This is a genomic window from Thermodesulfobacteriota bacterium, from assembly GCA_040755095.1.
Lineage (GTDB): Bacteria > Desulfobacterota > Desulfobulbia > Desulfobulbales > JBFMBH01 > JBFMBH01.
Window position 1 is genome coordinate 1 of sequence record JBFMBH010000040.1, and the last position, 17,961, is coordinate 17,961.

The following is a 17,961-nucleotide window of genomic DNA, read 5'->3' on the forward strand; positions in this document are numbered from 1 at the left end:
GGCGATCTCCAGCCCCCGGCTACCGGTGGGATGCCGCCGGTCCACCCGGTAGGGGGTGAGAACCCGGTGGCTGGAGCCGGTGGCCTGGTGGAAGGTGACGCCGCTGTAACTGGTGCCGAGCACGCCCTGGTCGCCTTCGGCGCTGCCCCGGGAGGCGGCAGCCACCACCCGCAGCTCCGGATCCAGCAGCAGGATGCCGGAATACGGGGCGCCGGTCTGGGCCTGGATGGCCAAGAGCTCCTGGAGACGGGCCTGGACAGCCTCCCGGCCTTGGGCCGGCAAGGGCCAGGACAGCCCGGCAGTGATGAGCAGCTGGTCCCGGGTGACCAGCTCCGCAAAGCCCTGGTGGCGCAGGTCCACCACCCGGGAATCGGCCAGAAAACGGGGCACTGTCATCACCAGGAGGGCGGACACCAGGGCCAGGGCCGCCACCAGGGGCAGGACCCGGTAGCGCAGCCGGCGGTAGCGGTTGGCGGTGCGCACCTGCTCGCTGGCATCCCGGCCCAGGGCCAGGATCCCCTCCAGCTCCTGGCCGCTGCCCCGGAGGGCGTTGCCGGAGGTGGACACCCAGCGGCCGCCATCCTTGCCGCGCACCGCCAGGAGCCGCTCCCGCACCGAGCCCTGGCTGGCCACCGCCTCGGCCAGGGAACGATAGGCGGCCGGCTCCTCATAAAGATCGTCCATGCTCAGACGGGCCATCTCTTCGGCGCTGTGGCCGTAGAGCAGCTCGGCCGCCTGGTTCCAGGCCAGGATCCGGCCGGCCTGGTCGCTCACCGTCACCGCGTCCGGCAGCTGGTCGCACAGCTCCTTGAGGCCGGTGAGGACCCGGCTGGTGACGGCCAGGCGGGCGGCCAGGGAGCGGGGAATCTCCAGGGCCAGCTCCGGCACCCTCTCAAGAAGCCGTGGGATATCGTGCCGGGGGAGACGCAGGGCCGCGACCGGCCCCCGGGCCAGCGCCGTGGCCGTGCGGGGCGTGCCCAGGAGAAAGGAGATCTCGCCGAAGGGCAGACCGGCCTCATCCAGCCGGGACAAGGGATGGCCAGCCTTGGTGATCTCCACCGCACCGCTGACCAGCAGATACAGGTCCTGGGATTCGTCCCCTTCCCGGAAGATGACCTCGCCATCAGCATAGGAGATGGCGAGCGAGGCGACCTCCGGGGTTTGGGCCAGAGCAGCGAGGGAAGGGGCAAGGGCCATGGGGGGCGCGACTCAGTCCCGAAGCCGGTTGACCACGGGAGGTGCGATCTGGGGCATGCTTCCTCCACACAAGGGCCTGGTCGTCCTGTGGGCCAAACCCGGGGGCACCTTACCAGAATCCCGCGCCGGCTGTCAAAAACCGGGCGGCCGCGATCATCCCTGGCGGGTGACCGGCGGCCCGGCCGGCGCCCGCCGGCCGCGGCGGCCGGCCAGGCGAAGGCAGAAGCGGGCGATGACCTCGAAATAGCGCTCGCCGGCCCGGGCGAGGATGGTGTTGTGGTCCGCACCGGGCACCACCTGAAATTCCTTGCCCCGGGCCGGACTCTGCACCTGGAGCATCTCGGCGTTGCCCAGGGGGATGAGCTGGTCGTGCTGGGCATGGATGATGAGGGTGGGACGGCTGACGCCGGAGATCTTCTGGAGGTTGCCAAAGCCATCCGGCTCGGCGATGCCCAGGCGGGCGGTGTCCAGGCCCAGGGCCTGGAGCAAAGGCAGGGTGGTGGCGAACCCGGACTCGATCACCAGCCCAGCCACCGCGGCCGGCTGGGCCGCGGCCAGCTCGATGGCGCAGGCGCTGCCCAGAGAGCGGCCCATGACCACCAGAGGCGCGCTGCCGCCCGTTGCGGCCCGCCAACCCTGCACCGCCGCCAGGATGGCATGGCTGTCCGCCAGCATGCTGCCGGCCGAGGGCTCCCCCTCGCTCCAGCCGTAGCCCCGGTAGTCGGCGACCAGGAAGCTCACCCCCTGGGCGACGAAGGCCCGGCCGATCTCATCGTAGTCGGTGACGATCTCGCCGTTGCCGTGAAAGAACAGAATGGCCGGGGCGGCCGGCGCGGCGGCGTGGCAGCGCACCGTCACCCGGATGCCGGGCGCCACCGCCACCTCCAGGTCGCTGGCCCCGGCCGGTGGCGCCTGGCGGGGCACCACCCGGGGGTGGAAGAGGAGGGCGCAGACCGCTGGCTGGTCCAGCTTGGCGTAGGGCGTAGGCTCGCTCATGGAGATCTCCCGAAACCGGCCGCTGAAGGCCTGCGCCAGAAGAGGCAGGCAAGGGCGGGTCGGCCAGGGAAGCCCCCCGCCAGGATCAGGGCACGAGCATGGAGGGTAGCAGCTTCACCGGGGTCCTGCAACCGGATTCGGCCCGCCGGGCCCGGGCACGGCCCGCGGTTGAAGAGGGCCGATTTTTTGTGCTATGGTTCGGGCCTGATCGGTACGGCTGGCTGGGTCGATGGCAGGACCGTCATTCTTCGGAGGGGCGCATGTCCGGAAACAGGATCGTGATCGTGGGCGGAGTGGCGGCCGGGGCGTCGGCGGCCGCCAAGGCCCGGCGCTGCAGCGAGGAGGCCGAGATCATCCTCTTCGAAAAGGATGCCGAGATCTCCTACGCCACCTGCGGCATGCCCTATTACCTGGGCGGGATCATCGACAAGCGGCGGCGGCTGATCGTCACCGATCCGGCCTTCTTCCGGAAGCGCTTCCGGGTGGACGTTCGGACCGGCCAGGAGGTGACGGCCATCGATCGCGCCGCCCGGGAGGTCGTGGTCCGGGACATGGCCAGCGGCGAGGTCCGGCGGCAGGGCTACGACCAGCTCATCCTGGCCACTGGTGCCAAGCCCGTCATCCCGCCGGTGCCGGGCGTCGACCGCCCCTTTGTCTTCTTCCTCAAGACCCTGGCCGATACCGACCGCCTCCACGCCTTTTTACAGGCCGCCCGGCCCCGGACAGCGGTCCTGATCGGCGCCGGTCTCATCGGCATGGAAACAGCCGAAAACCTGGCCGGCCTGGGCGTGGAGGTGGCGATGGTCGATTTTCTCCCCCAGGTACTGGGCTTCCTGGACCAGGACATGGCGATCCCGGTGCAGGGCCATCTGGCGGCCAAGGGGGTGCGGCTCTTCCTGGGCGAGCGGGTGGCCGCCATCGACGAGGAGGACGGCCGGGGACTGGTGGTCACCGCGGCCGGCCGCCGGCTACCGGCGGACCTGGTTCTCCTGGGGGTCGGGGTGCGGCCCAATGTCGACCTGGCCCGGGAGGCGGGGCTGGCCATCGGCGCCAAGGGCGGCATCGTCGTGGATGCCGAGATGCGCACCGCCGACCCCCATATCCTGGCCGCTGGCGACTGCATCGAGACGGTGCAGCTCGTCACTGGCTCGCCCATGTTCTTTCCCATGGGCTCGGCGGCCAACAAGCAAGGCCGGGCAGCGGGCGCCAATGCCTGCGGCCGCCACATCCAGGTCCCCGGTTTCGTCGGCACGGTGATCGTCAAGGTCTTCGACCTGACGGTGGCCAAGACCGGCCTCTCGGAGCGGGAGGCGGCGGCCGAAGGCTTCTCCCCCCAGGTGACCCATATCCTGGCCGACGACCATGCCGGCTACTACCCTGGCGCCAAGGAGATCCATCTCAAGATCATCGCCGATGCGGCCAGCGGCCGCCTGCTGGGGGCCCAGGCCATCGGCGAGGCCGGCGTGGACAAGAGGATCGATGTTCTGGCCTGCGCCCTGTATAACCGCATGCAGGCCGCCGACCTCATCCATCTGGACCTGGCCTACGCGCCGCCGTACTCCTCAGCCCGGGACCCCCTGGTCGTCGCCGGCGCCCTGTCCCAGAACCTGGCCGCCGGCGACTGGCAGCCGGTCACCGCGCCGGAGCTGGAGACCCGGCTCGGCGCCGGCGAGGATCTGGTGCTGGTCGACCTGCGCACCCGCGGTGAGCTGCTCCGCACCGGCGTCATCCCCGGCGCGCGGCATCTGCCGGTGGACGAGCTGCGGGACCGGATGGCCGAGCTGGACCCGGGCCGCGCCATTGTTCTTTACTGCGCGGTGGGCCTGCGCTCCTATCTCGCCAACCGCATCCTGGCCCTGGCCGGCTACCCCCGGGTGCAGACCTTGACCGGCGGCTTTGCCGCCTGGACCGCTGACCGGCATCCGTTCGCCGGCTGATCCCTTCCGGCCCCCTCACCCCATTTCCCAAGGAGGCACCCATGCCCAAGGTACTCATCATCGGCGCCGGCGGGGTCGGCAACGTCGTGGCCAAGAAGTGCGCGCAAGCGCCCGAGATCTTCTCGGAGATCTGTCTGGCCAGCCGCACCCTGGCCCGCTGCGAGGCGATCCGGGACGCCATGCCCCGGCCCATCGAGATCGCGCAGGTGGATGCCGACGACCCCCGGCAGGTGGCCACCCTCATCGAGGGCTGCCGGCCGCAGCTGGTGATCAACACCGCCCTGCCCTACCAGGATCTCGCCATCATGGAGGCCTGCCTGGCCACCGGCGTCGACTACCTGGACACCGCCAACTACGAGCCGCCGGACAAGGCCCGCTTCGAGTACTCCTGGCAGTGGGCCTTTCAGGAGCGGTTCCGGGAGCGGGGCATCATGGCCCTCCTGGGCTGCGGCTTCGATCCCGGGGTCACCAACATCTTTTGCGCCCACGCCCTGAAGCATCGCTTCGACCGGATCGAGGCCATCGACATCATCGATGCCAACGCCGGCGACCACGGCTATCCCTTTGCCACCAACTTCAACCCGGAGATCAACATCCGGGAGGTGACCGCGCCGGGCCGTTACTATGAAGACGGCCAGTGGCTGGAGACCGCCCCCCTGTCGGTGCACCGCACCTTCGACTTCCCGGAGATCGGCCCCCGGGAGATCTATCTCCTCTACCACGAGGAGTTGGAGTCCCTGGCCAAGAACATCCCGGGGGTGCAGCGGATCCGCTTCTGGATGACCTTCTCCGACAACTACCTCACCCATCTGCGGGTGCTGGAGAACGTCGGGCTCACCCGCATCGATCCGGTGGACTACGAAGGCCACCAGATCGTGCCCATCAAGCTCCTGAAGGCCCTCCTCCCGGACCCGGGGAGCCTGGGCGCCCGCACCAAGGGCAAGACCTGCATCGGCTGCCTCATCGAGGGCGAAAAGGACGGCCAGCCCCGTCGCTACTACATCTACAACCTCTGCGACCACCAGGCCTGCTACCGGGAGGTGGGCTCCCAGGCCATCTCCTACACCACCGGCGTGCCGGCCATGATCGGCGGGCTCCTGATGCTGACCGGCACCTGGCGGCGGCCCGGGGTCTGGAACGTGGAAGAGCTGGATCCCGATCCCTTCATGGAGCTTCTGCCCCGGTACGGCCTGCCCTTTGTGGAGACCGATCTGTGAGCAGCAGCCCTGCCCTGGTGCCTTTCGATCCGGCCGGGGTGCCCAGCCCCTCCTACGTGGTGGACACCGGGCTCCTGGTCCAGAACCTGGAGATCCTGGCCCGGGTCAGGGACGAGGCCGGCTGCCGGATCCTGCTGGCCTTGAAGGGCTTCGCCATGTGGAGCCTCTTCCCCCTGATCCGGCCGTATCTGGCGGGAGTGAGCGCCAGCTCCCTGGACGAGGCCCGGCTGGGGGCCGAGGAGTTTGGTGGTCAGGTGCATGTCTACGCCCCGGCCTTTCGGGACGACGAGTTTCCCGAGCTGGTGAGCTATGCCGATCACCTGATCTTCAACTCCTTCTCCCAGTGGCATCACTTCCGGCCGCAGCTGGCGCGGCTCGGCACGTCGGTCTCCTGCGGTATCCGCATCAACCCCCAGTACTCCGAGGTGCCGGTGCCCCTCTACGACCCCTGTGTGGCCGGCTCCCGGCTCGGGGTGACAGCCTCCCAGTTCGACGAGACGGCGCTGGCGGGCATCGAAGGCCTCCATTTCCACAGCCACTGCGGCCAGAACAGCGACGTGCTCGTGCGGACCCTGACCCAGGTGGAAGCACGTTTCGGCCATCTTCTGGGCCGCATGGCCTGGCTCAACCTGGGCGGCGGCCACCACATCACCCGGCCCGACTACGACCTTTTCGCCCTGATCGCGCTGCTCCGTCGCTTGCGGCAGCAGTACGGGGTGGAAATCTTCCTGGAGCCCGGCGAGGCCGTGGCCTTGAACACCGGCTTTCTGGTGGCGACCGTGCTGGACATCGTCCACAACGATATGGCGGTGGCCATCCTCGACACCTCAGCCGCCGCCCACATGCCGGATGTCCTGGAGATGCCCTACCGGCCGGAGGTGGTGGGCGCCGGCCTGCCGGGCCAGCATGCCCACACCTTTCGCCTGGCTGGACTGACCTGTCTGGCCGGGGACGTCATCGGCGACTACTCCTTCCCGGCCCCGCTCACGCCCGGCCAGCGCCTGGTCTTTTGCGACATGGCCCACTACAGCATGGTCAAGAACAACACCTTCAACGGCGTGCGCCTGCCCGCCATCGCCATCCACGACGCGGCGACCGGCACCCTGCGGGTGGTGCGACGGTTCGGCTACGAGGACTATCGGGACCGGCTTTCGTGAAGGCCGCCCTATGCCCCCAAGCGGTGCCGCCACGCCCGGAGCAGCAGGCGGGCCGCAGGCCACTGCGGCTGGCGCGGCTGGCCGGCCTCGGCCGGGGTGAGCGGACGCAGAAGCACCGCTTCGGCCCTGCCGGCCAGAACCACCTGCCAGCCGGCCAGACCGGCCCGCTGGCACAGGTCCGCGGACCAGAGCGGCAGGCCGAGCCGGGGATCCGGGACGCCGATCTCGTCGAAGGTCTCCCGCCGCAGCACCACGGCGGCGCCCAGCAGCCAGCCCACGGGCTGGTCGGCGTGATCGTGGCTCAGGGGAAGAATGAGCGGGGTCGGCTCCCGGAGGAAGGGCAGCCAGGCGCCGAGGATGGTGGGCCCCAGGAGCAGGGGGCCCAGGAGGTGGAAGGAGCGGCCGGAGGGGATGGGGGTCTCGTCCGGGGAGCGCAGCCGGGGACCGGCGATGCCGACCTCGGGCCGCTCGTCCAGGAGGTCCAGAACCTGGCGCAGGCAGCCGGGCTGGATCGCCACTGCCGGGTCCCAGACCGAAAGATACCGGCCCCGGGCGTGCTGGAGGCAATGGCCCAGGGCGGCCACTGGCTGCCGGCCGCGGGGAGGCACCAGGTGCAGATCGGGACAGATCTCCAGGAGGCCACCCGCAGCGGCTGCGGAGGGGTCGAGGATGGCCCGGACCTCCACCGCCGCCGGCGGCGCAGTCAGGGCCACCGCCTCCAGAAAGCGGCGCAGCAGGGAAGGGGAAGCTCCGGGGAGAACGGCGAGGGACAGGTCGGGCTGGATCTCCATCCGTGGCCGCCCGGCGGGAAGGATTCTAATACGCGCCCCGGCCCAGCATGATCACCCAGACGGTCTTGAGCAGAATCCGCAAGTCCAGCTCCAGGGACCAGTGGTCCACGTACTCGAGATCGTACTGGACCAGGCGCTCGAAGCCAGCTTCGCTGCGGCCCGAGACCTGCCACAGCCCGGTGATGCCCGGCTTCATGGACAGCCGGCGCCGGCGGGCGCCGACGATCTGCACCGACTCCTCCACCGGCAAAGGCCGGGGCCCCACCAGGCTCATCTCGCCCTTCAGGACATTGATGAGCTGGGGCAGCTCGTCGAGGCTGGTACGGCGCAGGAAACGGCCCACGGCCGTCACCCGGGGGTCGTTGCGGATCTTGAAGATCGGGCCGTCCATCTCGTTGGCGCCCTTCAGGGCGGCCTTGAGCCGATCCGCGCCGTCCACCATGGTCCGGAACTTGACCACCGCGAACTTGCGACCGTTGTAGCCGGTGCGCCGCTGGAGAAAGAAGACCGGCCCCGGTGAGGTGAGCTTGATGGCCAGGCCGATGACGACAAAGACCGGGGCGAGGATGACCAGGAGCACCGCCGCTGCCACGAAGTCTCCCACGCTCTTCAGCATGAACCAGATGTTGTTGGGCGGGTGGGTGGAGACCGAATACAGCGGGATGTCCAGGATCTCGTCCGGGAAAACCCGGGCCCGCACCGGCTCGTAGAGGCGGGTGACCACGCGGCCGTTGATGCCCATGTCCTCGCAGATGGCCAGGGCGTGCTGGATCTCCGCCAGGCGCTCCATGGGCAGGCACAGGAAGACCTCGTCCACCACCCGGGTGTGGAGGATCCGGGTCAGATCCTCCAGGGTGCCCAAGACCGGCGGGATGCGCACCTGCTGCCCGAGGCGGTCCGGGTCCTCCACCAGACAGCCCTTGATCCGGAAGCCCAGCTCCGGGTTGTTCTCGATCTTCATGGCCAGGTCCAGGGCGGTCTGGTCCGAGCCGACGATGAGCACCCGCTTGTAGTTGTGCCCCCGGCCGCGCAGCCAGCGCAGGCTGGCCCGCACCAGCGCCTTTTCCGCCAGCAGGACCACCGAGACCACCAGGAGGAAGGTGACCAGGAGCGGCCGGCGGACGGTCTCCAGCTCCAGGAGATAGACGAGGCCCACCAGGCCAAGGAAGGCCTGGAGATGGGTCTTGGCCAGGATCCCCACCAGGTGGGCGAAGCGCTTGCCCCGCTGGGACAGGTAGGCGCCGTTCCATTTCAGGAGGCCGGACCAGAGTCCGGCGGCTACGGTGGCGAGAATCGCCAGCTCGCCGGAGAAGCTGGCCGGCAGCTGGGCCGCCGAGGCCCAGAAGGCCAAAAGGGCGTTGGCGACCAACAGGCTCGCCACCACCAGGATGGCGTCCAGACCCCGGTAGATAGCGATGAACAGGGCGATACGCTGGTGAACCATAAGGGCTTGTCCCAGACTCCATCCAAAGGCGGCGCCGGAGGCGGCCAGCCAGCACCTTCTTTCCCCAGGATAGCATGATCGAACAGGTTTCCGTAGTATACTGCGGCCGTAGTCTTCTGTCGATGGCGCCGGCTGGCGCCAGCGCCCTTCCTGATCCCGGGTCCTGACCATGACCGTCTACCGCCGCGCCGACCTCCCTGACCTTCTGGCCGCCATCCGGGAAGGGTTGTCCCCGGCCGCTGTGCTGGTGGTGGGGGAGCGCTACCTTGGCCGCACCGCCTGCGAGGATCTGGTCGCCGCCCTCCTGCCCGATGCTGCCAGCCGCGAGCATGCCCTGACCACCATGGACGGTGAGCAGGAGGACGTCGCCGCGATGATCCGGGTCGTCAAGACCTTTTCGTTGTTTGGCGGCCGGCGGGTGCTGCGGGTCCTCGATACCCGCCTGTTCCATTCCCGGACCACGGCCAAGAGCGTCTGGGACCAGGCCCGGCGAGCGATGGCCGATGGCGACCGCGGCCGGGCCCTGTCGCGGCTCGGCCAGATCCTGGCCATGGCCGGTCTCCTGGGCCAGGCCGACGGCCTGGCCGGCCTGCGGGAGCTGCCGGCCAAGCGCTGGGCGGAGCTGTTCGGCTTTCCCCGGCCCACGGACCTGGAGTGGCTCACCCCTCTGGCTGCCGATCTGGCGACGGCCCCTGCTGCTGCCGCCACCGGCAGCGCCGAGGCCGATCGGCTGGAGGCGGCCCTGGCCGGGGGGCTACCCGCCGGCAATACCCTCATCCTGGTGGCTGAGGAGGCGGATCGGCGCAAGAAGCTCTACAAATATGTGGAGCAGGCCGGGGTGATCCTGGACCTGACCGTGGACACCGGCCTCAGTGCCGCAGCCAAAGAGGAGCAGGCTGCGGTCTGCCGGGAGCTCCTGGAGAAGACCCTGGCCGACATGGGCAAGACCATGGAGCCGGCAGCAACAGCCGCTCTTCTGGAGCGGGTCGGCTTCCACCCGGTGGCGGTGGTGCGGGAGACGGAAAAGGTTGCCCTGGCGACCGGCGATGCCCGGCGGGTCAGCCTGGCCGACGTCAATGCCCTGGTGAGCCGCACCCGGGAAGAGGCCATGTTCGAGCTTACGGGGGCCGTGGCGGAGGGCAAGGTTGAGGCCGCGCTTCTGGTCTGCCATCGGCTGCTGGACCAGGGCCAGCACCCCCTGGCCCTGATCGCGGCCCTCCGGGGCCAGGTGCGGCGCCTGCTTCTGCTGCGCGCCTTCCAACTGGCCTCGGAGCCGCCCTACCGGGAACGGATGGCCTATGGCGTCTTCCAGAAGGCCTATCTGCCGCAGCTCAAGGCCAGCCGGCCCCAGTGGGCCGAGATCCTGGCCGGGCATCCCTATGCCCTGTATCGGCAGTTTCTGCAAGTGGAAGGAGCAAGCCTTGCCCGCTGGCGGCAAGGACTGGCCGCCATCCTGATCGCCGAAAGCCGCCTCAAGGGCAGCGATCTTCCGGCGGCCGTGGTGCTGGACGATCTGATCTGGCAGCTGGCCACAAGGAATCCATAACAACACGAAGGGAGGAAGAACGATGGCACATCTTTCGGACGACGTCGCATCCAGCCGGTGCAAGGCTTGGGCTTGGCTCGGACTGGGCCTGGTCCTGGCGGCCACCTGCCTCGCCGCCTGCGGCCGCTCCGGGGTCCAGTACCTCTATCTGGGCCGCGGCCTTGTGGAAGGGGCGCCAGCAGGCGATCCCCGGGCCGACGTCCAGATGCAGTCCTTTGTGGAGCCGGCGGCGGACGGCGAGATCCAGGTGGGCGTCCAGAGCTTCTCGTCCGGTGGCCAAGTGACCCTCAAGGTGGGACGGGGCCAGCTGGCCTCGGTCCTGGATCGGCTGGTGCAAAGCCGCCTGGAGGCCGATGGCCTGGTCTTCCGCACCGGCGGTACCTGGGACGGCACGATGGACGGCCTGGCTCGGCAAGGCTGGCCGCCGGAGATCATCGTCCGCGGTACGGTGGATCGCTACTGGGTCGACGCCCAGACCGGGCTCACCGGCACCCGTATCCGCACCGAGCTGGCCATGACCCTGGAGGTGGGCCTGGTCCGGGAGCGGGCCGTCATCCAGAAGCAGGTGCGCATCGAACAGGATCTGTTTAAAGTATCGGGAACGGTGGAGACCATCGACGAGGTGGCCGATCTCGCCCTCAAAGAAGGCGCCAAAGAGGCGGCGGCCATGATGCTGCGAGTGCTGGCCGAGCAGCGGCCGGGACGCGTGGGGAGATGAAATGGCAGGTCAGGTCCGGGATGCGGAAGGCTGGACAACCACGGAACAGCGGCAGCGGGTCGAGGAGCCGCCGCTGTTTCAGGTGCTGCTGCACAACGACGACTACACCACCATGGACTTCGTGGTGGCGATCCTGGAGACGGTCTTCCACAAGAGCTCCGAGGAGGCCACCCGGATCATGCTGGCAGTGCACCACCGGGGCATGGGGGTGGCTGGCATCTTCACCCGGGAAGTGGCCGAGACCAAGGTGGCCGTGGTGCATGCCTTGGCGAAGAAGAATGAATACCCGTTGCGCTGCAGCATGGAGCAGGCCTGACGGCCCCCCGGTGCCAAGCGCCGGGACAGGACCGAGCACGGAGTGTTGAGGCCATGATCAGCCACGATTTGGAAGTCGCCTTGCGAGCCGCCATCCAGGAGGCCAAACAGCGGCGCCACGAGTTTGTCACCGTCGAGCATCTCCTGTACGCCCTCCTCCAGGATGAGTTCGGCACCCAGATCATCGCCGCCTGCGGCGGCAATGTCGGCGCTCTCCGGGCCCGGCTCCAGGAGTTCTTCGACTCCAAGCTCCTGACCTTGAAGAAGAACGATCCGGAATTCGAGCCGTCCCAGACCATTGGCTTCCACCGGGTTCTGCAGCGGGCCATCGGTCACGTGCGCTCCTCGGGCAAGAAGGAGGTGGATGCCGGCGACGTGCTGGTGGCCCTCTACAGCGAGCCGGATTCCTATGCCGTCTACTTCCTGCGGGCCGAGGGCATCGAGCGGCTGCAGGTGATGGAGACCGTGTCCCATGGAGTGGCCCGGCCGGACCGGGGCAGCCAGACCGACCGGCCGGCCAAGGAGGAGCGGGGCAAGTCCCCCCTGGAGGCCTTTACCGTCAACTTTGCCCAGCGCGCCCGGGACGGCCAGCTCGATCCGGTGATCGGCCGCGGCGCCGAGCTGGAGCGGATGATGCAGGTGCTGTGCCGCCGGCGCAAGAACAACCCCCTCCTGGTGGGGGAGCCCGGGGTGGGCAAGACCTCGGTGGTGGAGGGACTGGCCCTGTGCATCCACGAGGAGCGGGTGCCGGATCTTCTGGCCGGCATGGAGATCCATCTCCTGGATATGGGGGCACTGCTGGCCGGCACCAAGTACCGGGGCGACTTCGAGCAGCGACTGAAGGGGGTGTTGAGCGCCCTGGAGGACAAGGCCAACGCCATCCTGTTCATCGACGAGATCCACACCATCGTGGGCGCCGGTGCCACCAGCGGCGGCTCCATGGATGCCTCCAATCTCCTGAAGCCGGCCCTGCAGTCCGGCACCCTGCGCTGCATCGGCTCCACCACCTACGAGGAGTACAAGAACCACTTCGAAAAGGACCGGGCCCTGTCCCGGCGCTTCCAGAGGATCGATATCGCCGAGCCGACGGTGGCCGAGACCGGCCAGATCCTGAAAGGCCTGCAGGCCCGTTACGAGGAGCACCACGGGGTCCATTACTCGGAGGCGGCCATCCGGGCGGCGGCCGAGCTGTCCGCCCGCTACATCAACGACCGCTTCCTGCCCGACAAGGCCATTGATGTCCTCGACGAGATCGGCGCCTCTTTCCGTCTGGCGGGCCAGAAGTCCAAGAGGAGCACCGTGACGGTCCGGGACGTGGAACGGATCGTCTCCCGGATAGCCCGGGTGCCGGCCAAGAGTGCCGAGGGCTCGGAAGCCGCCCGGCTGCGGGAGCTGGAGAGCGCCCTCGCCGCCACCATCTTCGGTCAGGACGAGGCGATCGCCGCCCTGGTCACGGCCGTGAAGCGGGCCCGGGCCGGCCTCGGCCACCCGGATCGGCCCACCGGCTCCTTTCTCTTTGCCGGCCCCACCGGGGTGGGCAAGACCGAGGTGGCCAAGCAGCTGGCCGCGACCCTGGGTATCCATTTCGAGCGCTTCGACATGAGCGAGTACATGGAGAAGCACGCGGTGGCAAGGCTCATTGGCGCGCCGCCCGGCTATGTAGGCTTCGACCAGGGGGGGCTCCTCACCGACGCCATCCGCAAGCACCCCCACGCGGTGCTCCTTCTGGATGAGATCGAAAAGGCCCATCCGGACATCTTCAGCATCCTGCTCCAGGTCATGGACCACTCCACCCTCACCGACAACGCCGGCCGCCGGGCCGACTTCCGCAACGTGGTCCTGGTGATGACCACCAACGCCGGCGCCAAGGAGCTGGCTGCCAGGTCCATCGGCTTCATGCCCCAGGCGCCGGGGGGCGACAACGCCGCCCTCCGCAACCTCTTTTCCCCGGAGTTCCGCAACCGCCTGGACGCCATCGTCCAGTTCCGGGCCCTGGATCGGCCGACCGTGCTGCGCATCGTCGACAAGTTCGTGGCCGAGCTGGAGGGGCGCCTGCGGGACAAAAAGGTCCGGATCCGGCTCAGCGAGGCGGCCCGGGCCTATCTGGCGGACAAGGGCTACGACCCGGTCTTCGGGGCCCGGCCCCTGAACCGTCTGCTCATGAAGGAGGTGGGCGATGCGCTGGCCGAGGAGATCCTCTTCGGCCAGCTGACCCGGGGCGGCACCGCCCACGTGGACTGTGCAGGCCAGGCCCTGACCTTCCGCTACCAACCCCGGCCCCCAGCTCCTGGCGCCGCGGGCGCGGCAGACCAGGGGCCGGCTCAGCCTTGAGCGGCCGGTACGGACCAGGCCGAGACGAAGCACCCGGTCGTCTGGGGTCAGGGCTGCTCGGTCGCCGGATCAAGGGTGCGGGAGGGCTCCCCGGGGTCAGTGCTCCCTGCCGGCAGGCTCCGCCGGCGATGGCTTTGCGGTCTGCCTGCTCTGCTGCCGGGCCGCCATCAGCTCGGGATAGAGCTGCCAGGCACAGTCAGGGCAGATGCCGTGGCTGAAGCGGGCCTCGGAGCGGTCGCGGATGTAGACCTCCAGCTGCTGCCAGGAGCCGGAGTCGTCCCGGATCTTCTTGCAGGAGGCGCAGATGGGCAAGAGGCCGGACAGGCGCTTCACCTCGGCCAGGGCCTGGGCCAGGTCGGCGGTGCGGACCTGCACCTGGCTTTCCAGCTCTTCCTGGTGACGCAAGAGAGCCTCCTCCGCCCGCTGCCGGCGCGCATTCAGGCGCAACCCCTGCCGGACCAGATAGGCGGCCAGCAGTGACACCGCGGCCAGGATGGCGACGGCCAGGCCCAGGGCCTTGTGGAAGACCGCCGCCGCCTCCTTCTCCACATCCCCCAGGTAGACGCCGGTGCCCACCACCCAGCCCCAGGGCGCAAACAAGCGCACATGGGAGAGCTTCGCCTCCTCGGCGCCCGGCCGATCCTGCCACTGCCACAGGTACGGCACATAGCCTGCCCCCTGCCGCTGCACCTGATCGACGAAGGCCTGGAAGACGGGCCGGCCAGCTTTGTCCCGGTAGCCGGACAGGTCCTGGCCCTCCAGATCCGGCCGGTAGGGGTGCATGATCATCACTGGCCTGAGATCGTTGACCCACAGATAGCCCTTGCCCTCGGCACCGTGGCGCAGCCCCCGGAGCAGCGTCCTGGCTCGGCCCTGGGCCTCACCCAGGGGCATCGCCCCCCCGTCGGCCAGGTTGGCGAAGTAGGCCAGCACCCCCAGCCCCAGCCCGGTGAGATCCCGGCAGCTCTCCTTCTTCTTCTCCAGGAGGCCGTTTTCGAAGGCCGGCAGGAGGAGGCCGACGAGGGCGACGGTGAAGAGCAGCACCGCCAGCACTGCCGGCAGGATGATCTTGGCCGCCTCAAACCGGGCGCTGGCGGCGGACGAGGGCAGGGTTGCGAGCATGACGCAGCCTCCAGCCAGCATGGGCCATGCCGGCAAACGGGGTCCATTCTGCCCATCATACCTTACCCGCGCCGGCAAGCCCAGACGCGGCCTCCTTCCGGGAAAACGAACGATTTGTCCGGATCCCCGGAAAGCCGGCCAGCGCCGCTCACCGGCCTGACCCCTTCGCCCTAGAGTCAGCGGTCATTTCCCGCCTGGGCCGCGGCCCCGGATGTTCGGGAACAGACCTTGCATCGTATGCTATTTGATCGAGCCAAAGGTGGCGGCTCCAGGGTCGGAGCTGGCCAGAGAGCCATCCAGGATTCCTGCGCGGGAGGAAGCGTGCCATGGTCAAGACGAGCGTAGCAACAGCGGCGGGGGTGGTGTTGGCCGCGGGCCTGTTCCTGGCGGTGGCCGCCACCCCGGCGTCGGCCACCGCCATCAATGTGGCAGCCACCGCCAACGGCGGCTCCATCAGCGGCTCCGCCGGCCTGAATGGAGCCGCCCTTTCCACCCTGATCGACGGGCAGTTTGTACCCCGCTCCACCCAGTGGCAGACCGGCACCGTCTGGTGGCACGGGCTCAGCCCGTTCGTAGAGATCAGCTTTCAGCAGCCGTCCCAGCTCCGGGGCCTCATCGTGGAGGCCGACGACAACGACGCCTACACCGTGCTCTACGACGACGGCGGAGCTTGGCAGACCCTGTGGAACGTGCCCAACTACGACGGCTACGGCTGGGGCATGCAAACGAGGCCCAATGTCAACAACACCTCCGAGATGTACCTGTTGCCGGCTCCAGTGACCACCTCTCGGATCCGGGTCCAGGCCGCCGGCGGGGACAACTCCTATTCCCTGGCCGAGGTGCAGGCCTACGGCACGCCGGTGCCGGTGCCGGCGGCGGCCTGGCTGCTGGGCTCGGGCCTGGCTGGTCTGGCCGCCTGGCGGAGCCGGCGCCGGAGCTGACCCTGCCGCCGGCCGCCCGGCCCCCCGCGAAAACAAAAGCCGCGCCCTGGCCACGAGAGGCCGGACGCGGCTTTTGTTTTGCTGCGGGCGGGCTCAGACGTCCTGGGGACTGCCGAAGCGCCTCACCTGGTTCTTGCCCTGGGACTTGGCCCGATACATGGCCTCGTCCGCCCGGGCCAGCAGGGTGGGACCGTCGAGGGGGGGCTCGTAGCCGGCGACACCGATGCTGAGGGTGCGGACCTCTCGCCGGGTGCTGCCGCCCGCCGCCGGAACGATGTGCTGCAAGTCCGCAAAGGCCAGTCGGATCCGCTCGGCGATGAGGTAGGCGATGGTGGTGTCGGTGTCCGGCAGCACCACCACGAACTCCTCGCCGCCGTACCGGAAGGCCCGGTCGGTCTTGCGCAGCCGCTGCCGCAAGAGACCGCCGAGGCCGGCCAGCACCTTGTCTCCTTCCAGATGACCGTAGGTGTCGTTGAACGACTTGAAGTCATCCACGTCCGCGAGCAGCACCGAGAAGGCATACCGGCCCCGGGCCGTGCGAGCCACCTCGTCCTCCAGCACCGTGAACAGGTAGTGGCGGTTGTAGAGCCCGGTGAGGCGATCCGTGATCACCATCTCCTGGATCTCCCGGTTCTTGGCGTCCAGGGATTCCAAGGACTTGGTGAGCTCGCGGTTGAGATACTCCACCCGGCGCACCCCTTCCATGGCCCGGGCCTTCTGCTTCCGGAGCAGGAACAGCATGTTGTTGAGGTGCTCGCCCAGTTCCTCGACCACGGTGGGACAGGCGGCGGCAAACACCTCGCACCGGACGCAGGAGCCGTGCTTGGCCACGAAATCCCCCTGGACCTTGCCGCCGCAATAGGTGCCCGCCTTCTGCCAGCAGCGCTCCTTGACCTGGTGATAGGCCGGACAGCTGCCCTTGTCGCAGGCCTTGGCCTCCCAGCACCGGGGCAGGTGGGGGTTGCGAAAGCACACCTCGTCGTCGGCGATGGCCTGCTCAATAACGGGGATGATCTCCTGGCGAATCCGCTCCAGAAGGGTGTTCAGGGCCCCGGCCGCCGCATCAGAAGACATGGGTCACCTCCGCTGGACTACTCTTCCTCCACGGCCACGGCCACCGCATCCTTGCCCATGGCCTTGGCCCGGTACATGGCACCATCGGCCCGGGCCAGCAGGCCGTGCAGGTCCAGGCCCGGAGCGCTGATCGCGATGCCGATGCTCACGGTCCGGGACACGGCCGTGGCCGGCGCCCCCTCCGGCCTGACACCGAGCTCCTGCGCCCGGAAGGTGCAACGGATCCGCTCCGCCACCACATGGGCCAGAACCCGGTCCGTGTCCGGCAGCACCACCACGAACTCCTCGCCGCCGTAGCGGAAGGCCCGGTCGGCCTGGCGCAGGCTGTCCTGGAGGACCTGCCCCATGCGCGCCAGCACCTTGTCCCCTTCCAGATGGCCATAGGTGTCATTGAAGGACTTGAAGTCGTCCACATCCAGCATCAGCACCGCAAACCGGTAGCGGCCACGGGCGAAACGGGCCAGCTCATCCTCCAGCACGGTGAACAGGTAGTGACGGTTGTAAAGGCCGGTGAGCTTGTCGGTGATCACCAGCTCCTGGATCTCCCGGTTCTTGGCATCCAGGGCCTCCAGGGAGGTGGCCAGCTCCTGGTTGAGATACTGCACCCGCTTCATGCTCTCCGTGGTGCGGCGCTTCTGCTTGCGCATGAGAAAGAGCATGTTGTTGAGATGCTCGCCCAGCTCCTCGACCACCGTCGGACAGGCCTCCCGGAACACATCGCAGACCAGGCAGGTGCTGTACTTCTCCACAAAGCTGCCCTGAACCGTGCCACCGCAGTAGGTGCCCGCCGTCTGCCAGCAGCGCAGCTCCGCCCGCCCGTGGCTCGGGCAGCTGGTCTTGTCGCAGGCTTGCCGCTGCCAGCAGCCAGTCAGGTAAGGGTTCTCGAAGAAGACCGCATCATCGGTGATGGCCTTTTCGAACAGGGGCAGAATCTCGTGACGGATTCGCGTCAGGAGCAGGTGGGTGGGCTGTTCCGGATCCATGATGGGCTCAACCTCTGGGCTTCGTCAGGCGGGGCTGCCGCCGAGGCCGGAGCAGGCTCTGGCGGCAGCATCCAAAATTCCGAGTGGCAGGATAGCATACCGCTGTCCTGGACGCAAACGCCTCGTGGCCAGCACAGCCCCCAGGGACAGAGCCGGTGCGCCGGGGGCCGGTGGCCTCGGTCCTGCCGGCTC

At 68.8% G+C, this 17,961-nt stretch carries 15 protein-coding genes; 8 read left to right on the forward strand and 7 right to left on the reverse strand.

The genetic code is table 11. The annotated features are described in order from the left end of the window. The coding region (locus tag AB1634_08075) for a cyclic nucleotide-binding domain-containing protein (protein ID MEW6219477.1) at positions 1-1,197 on the reverse strand (1,197 nt) is incomplete at its 3' end. Between the two features lie 153 nt (positions 1,198-1,350). After that, positions 1,351-2,193 (reverse strand): alpha/beta hydrolase, encoded by an 843-nt coding sequence (locus AB1634_08080; protein ID MEW6219478.1) that lies wholly within the window; start codon positions 2,191-2,193, stop codon positions 1,351-1,353. A 260-nt stretch (positions 2,194-2,453) separates the two neighbouring features. On the opposite strand from AB1634_08080, the gene AB1634_08085 reads away from it, so the two are divergent. The 3 genes from AB1634_08085 to nspC are packed head-to-tail and all read left to right on the forward strand — an operon-like array spanning position 2,454 to position 6,504. Beyond that, on the forward strand, positions 2,454-4,130 hold the full coding sequence (locus AB1634_08085; GenBank protein MEW6219479.1) for an FAD-dependent oxidoreductase: 1,677 nt from the start codon (positions 2,454-2,456) through the stop codon (positions 4,128-4,130). Positions 4,131-4,171: 41 nt separating this feature from the next. Next, a complete protein-coding gene (locus AB1634_08090; GenBank protein ID MEW6219480.1) occupies positions 4,172-5,347 on the forward strand; it encodes a saccharopine dehydrogenase family protein in 1,176 nt (391 codons plus the stop codon). Next, positions 5,344-6,504, forward strand: coding sequence for a carboxynorspermidine decarboxylase (nspC, locus tag AB1634_08095; GenBank protein MEW6219481.1), 1,161 nt, complete (start codon positions 5,344-5,346; stop codon positions 6,502-6,504). The genes AB1634_08090 and nspC overlap by 4 nt, the downstream gene beginning before the upstream one ends. Before the next feature lie 8 nt (positions 6,505-6,512). Here nspC and AB1634_08100 read toward each other — a convergent pair whose 3' ends face one another. After that, positions 6,513-7,295 carry a hypothetical protein gene (locus AB1634_08100; protein ID MEW6219482.1) on the reverse strand — a complete coding sequence of 261 codons (783 nt, stop codon included), beginning with the start codon at positions 7,293-7,295 and terminating at the stop codon, positions 6,513-6,515. Between the two features lie 25 nt (positions 7,296-7,320). Continuing rightward, a complete protein-coding gene (locus AB1634_08105; GenBank protein MEW6219483.1) occupies positions 7,321-8,739 on the reverse strand; it encodes a sugar transferase in 1,419 nt (472 codons plus the stop codon). A 169-nt stretch (positions 8,740-8,908) separates the two neighbouring features. Here AB1634_08105 and holA point away from each other — a divergent pair, with 169 nt between their 5' ends. The 4 genes from holA to clpA are packed head-to-tail and all read left to right on the forward strand — an operon-like array spanning position 8,909 to position 13,649. Continuing rightward, complete coding sequence (gene holA / locus AB1634_08110) at positions 8,909-10,285, forward strand: DNA polymerase III subunit delta (protein MEW6219484.1); 1,377 nt, start codon at positions 8,909-8,911, stop codon at positions 10,283-10,285. 22 nt (positions 10,286-10,307) lie between these two features. Beyond that, positions 10,308-11,003, forward strand: a complete 696-nt coding sequence (locus tag AB1634_08115; protein ID MEW6219485.1) for a hypothetical protein — start codon at positions 10,308-10,310, stop codon at positions 11,001-11,003. Between the two features lies 1 nt (position 11,004). Beyond that, the gene (gene clpS / locus AB1634_08120) at positions 11,005-11,319 is read left to right on the forward strand and encodes an ATP-dependent Clp protease adapter ClpS (protein MEW6219486.1); all 315 of its coding nucleotides are present in this window, start codon (positions 11,005-11,007) and stop codon (positions 11,317-11,319) included. Between the two features lie 53 nt (positions 11,320-11,372). Then, positions 11,373-13,649, forward strand: a complete 2,277-nt coding sequence (gene clpA / locus AB1634_08125; protein MEW6219487.1) for an ATP-dependent Clp protease ATP-binding subunit ClpA — start codon at positions 11,373-11,375, stop codon at positions 13,647-13,649. Between the two features lie 96 nt (positions 13,650-13,745). Here clpA and AB1634_08130 read toward each other — a convergent pair whose 3' ends face one another. Next, positions 13,746-14,771 (reverse strand): cache domain-containing protein, encoded by a 1,026-nt coding sequence (locus AB1634_08130; GenBank protein ID MEW6219488.1) that lies wholly within the window; start codon positions 14,769-14,771, stop codon positions 13,746-13,748. A 326-nt stretch (positions 14,772-15,097) separates the two neighbouring features. On the opposite strand from AB1634_08130, the gene AB1634_08135 reads away from it, so the two are divergent. After that, positions 15,098-15,712, forward strand: a complete 615-nt coding sequence (locus AB1634_08135; GenBank protein ID MEW6219489.1) for a VPLPA-CTERM sorting domain-containing protein — start codon at positions 15,098-15,100, stop codon at positions 15,710-15,712. Between the two features lie 93 nt (positions 15,713-15,805). Here the strand turns inward: AB1634_08135 and AB1634_08140 are convergent, their stop codons facing one another. After that, a complete protein-coding gene (locus tag AB1634_08140) occupies positions 15,806-16,786 on the reverse strand; it encodes a GGDEF domain-containing protein (GenBank protein ID MEW6219490.1) in 981 nt (326 codons plus the stop codon). A 17-nt stretch (positions 16,787-16,803) separates the two neighbouring features. Then, the gene (locus tag AB1634_08145; GenBank protein MEW6219491.1) at positions 16,804-17,769 is read right to left on the reverse strand and encodes a GGDEF domain-containing protein; all 966 of its coding nucleotides are present in this window, start codon (positions 17,767-17,769) and stop codon (positions 16,804-16,806) included. Positions 17,770-17,961 lie beyond the last annotated feature (192 nt).

Coding starts and splice junctions, on each gene's coding strand:
- AB1634_08080 (MEW6219478.1), bottom strand. CDS start 2,193: ATGAGCGAGCCTACGCCCTACGCCAAGCTGGACCAGCCAGCGGTCTGC.
- AB1634_08085 (MEW6219479.1), top strand. CDS start 2,454: ATGTCCGGAAACAGGATCGTGATCGTGGGCGGAGTGGCGGCCGGGGCG.
- AB1634_08090 (MEW6219480.1), top strand. CDS start 4,172: ATGCCCAAGGTACTCATCATCGGCGCCGGCGGGGTCGGCAACGTCGTG.
- AB1634_08100 (MEW6219482.1), bottom strand. CDS start 7,295: ATGGAGATCCAGCCCGACCTGTCCCTCGCCGTTCTCCCCGGAGCTTCC.
- AB1634_08105 (MEW6219483.1), bottom strand. CDS start 8,739: ATGGTTCACCAGCGTATCGCCCTGTTCATCGCTATCTACCGGGGTCTG.
- holA (MEW6219484.1), top strand. CDS start 8,909: ATGACCGTCTACCGCCGCGCCGACCTCCCTGACCTTCTGGCCGCCATC.
- AB1634_08115 (MEW6219485.1), top strand. CDS start 10,308: ATGGCACATCTTTCGGACGACGTCGCATCCAGCCGGTGCAAGGCTTGG.
- clpS (MEW6219486.1), top strand. CDS start 11,005: ATGGCAGGTCAGGTCCGGGATGCGGAAGGCTGGACAACCACGGAACAG.
- clpA (MEW6219487.1), top strand. CDS start 11,373: ATGATCAGCCACGATTTGGAAGTCGCCTTGCGAGCCGCCATCCAGGAG.
- AB1634_08130 (MEW6219488.1), bottom strand. CDS start 14,771: ATGCTCGCAACCCTGCCCTCGTCCGCCGCCAGCGCCCGGTTTGAGGCG.
- AB1634_08135 (MEW6219489.1), top strand. CDS start 15,098: ATGGTCAAGACGAGCGTAGCAACAGCGGCGGGGGTGGTGTTGGCCGCG.
- AB1634_08140 (MEW6219490.1), bottom strand. CDS start 16,786: ATGTCTTCTGATGCGGCGGCCGGGGCCCTGAACACCCTTCTGGAGCGG.
- AB1634_08145 (MEW6219491.1), bottom strand. CDS start 17,769: ATGGATCCGGAACAGCCCACCCACCTGCTCCTGACGCGAATCCGTCAC.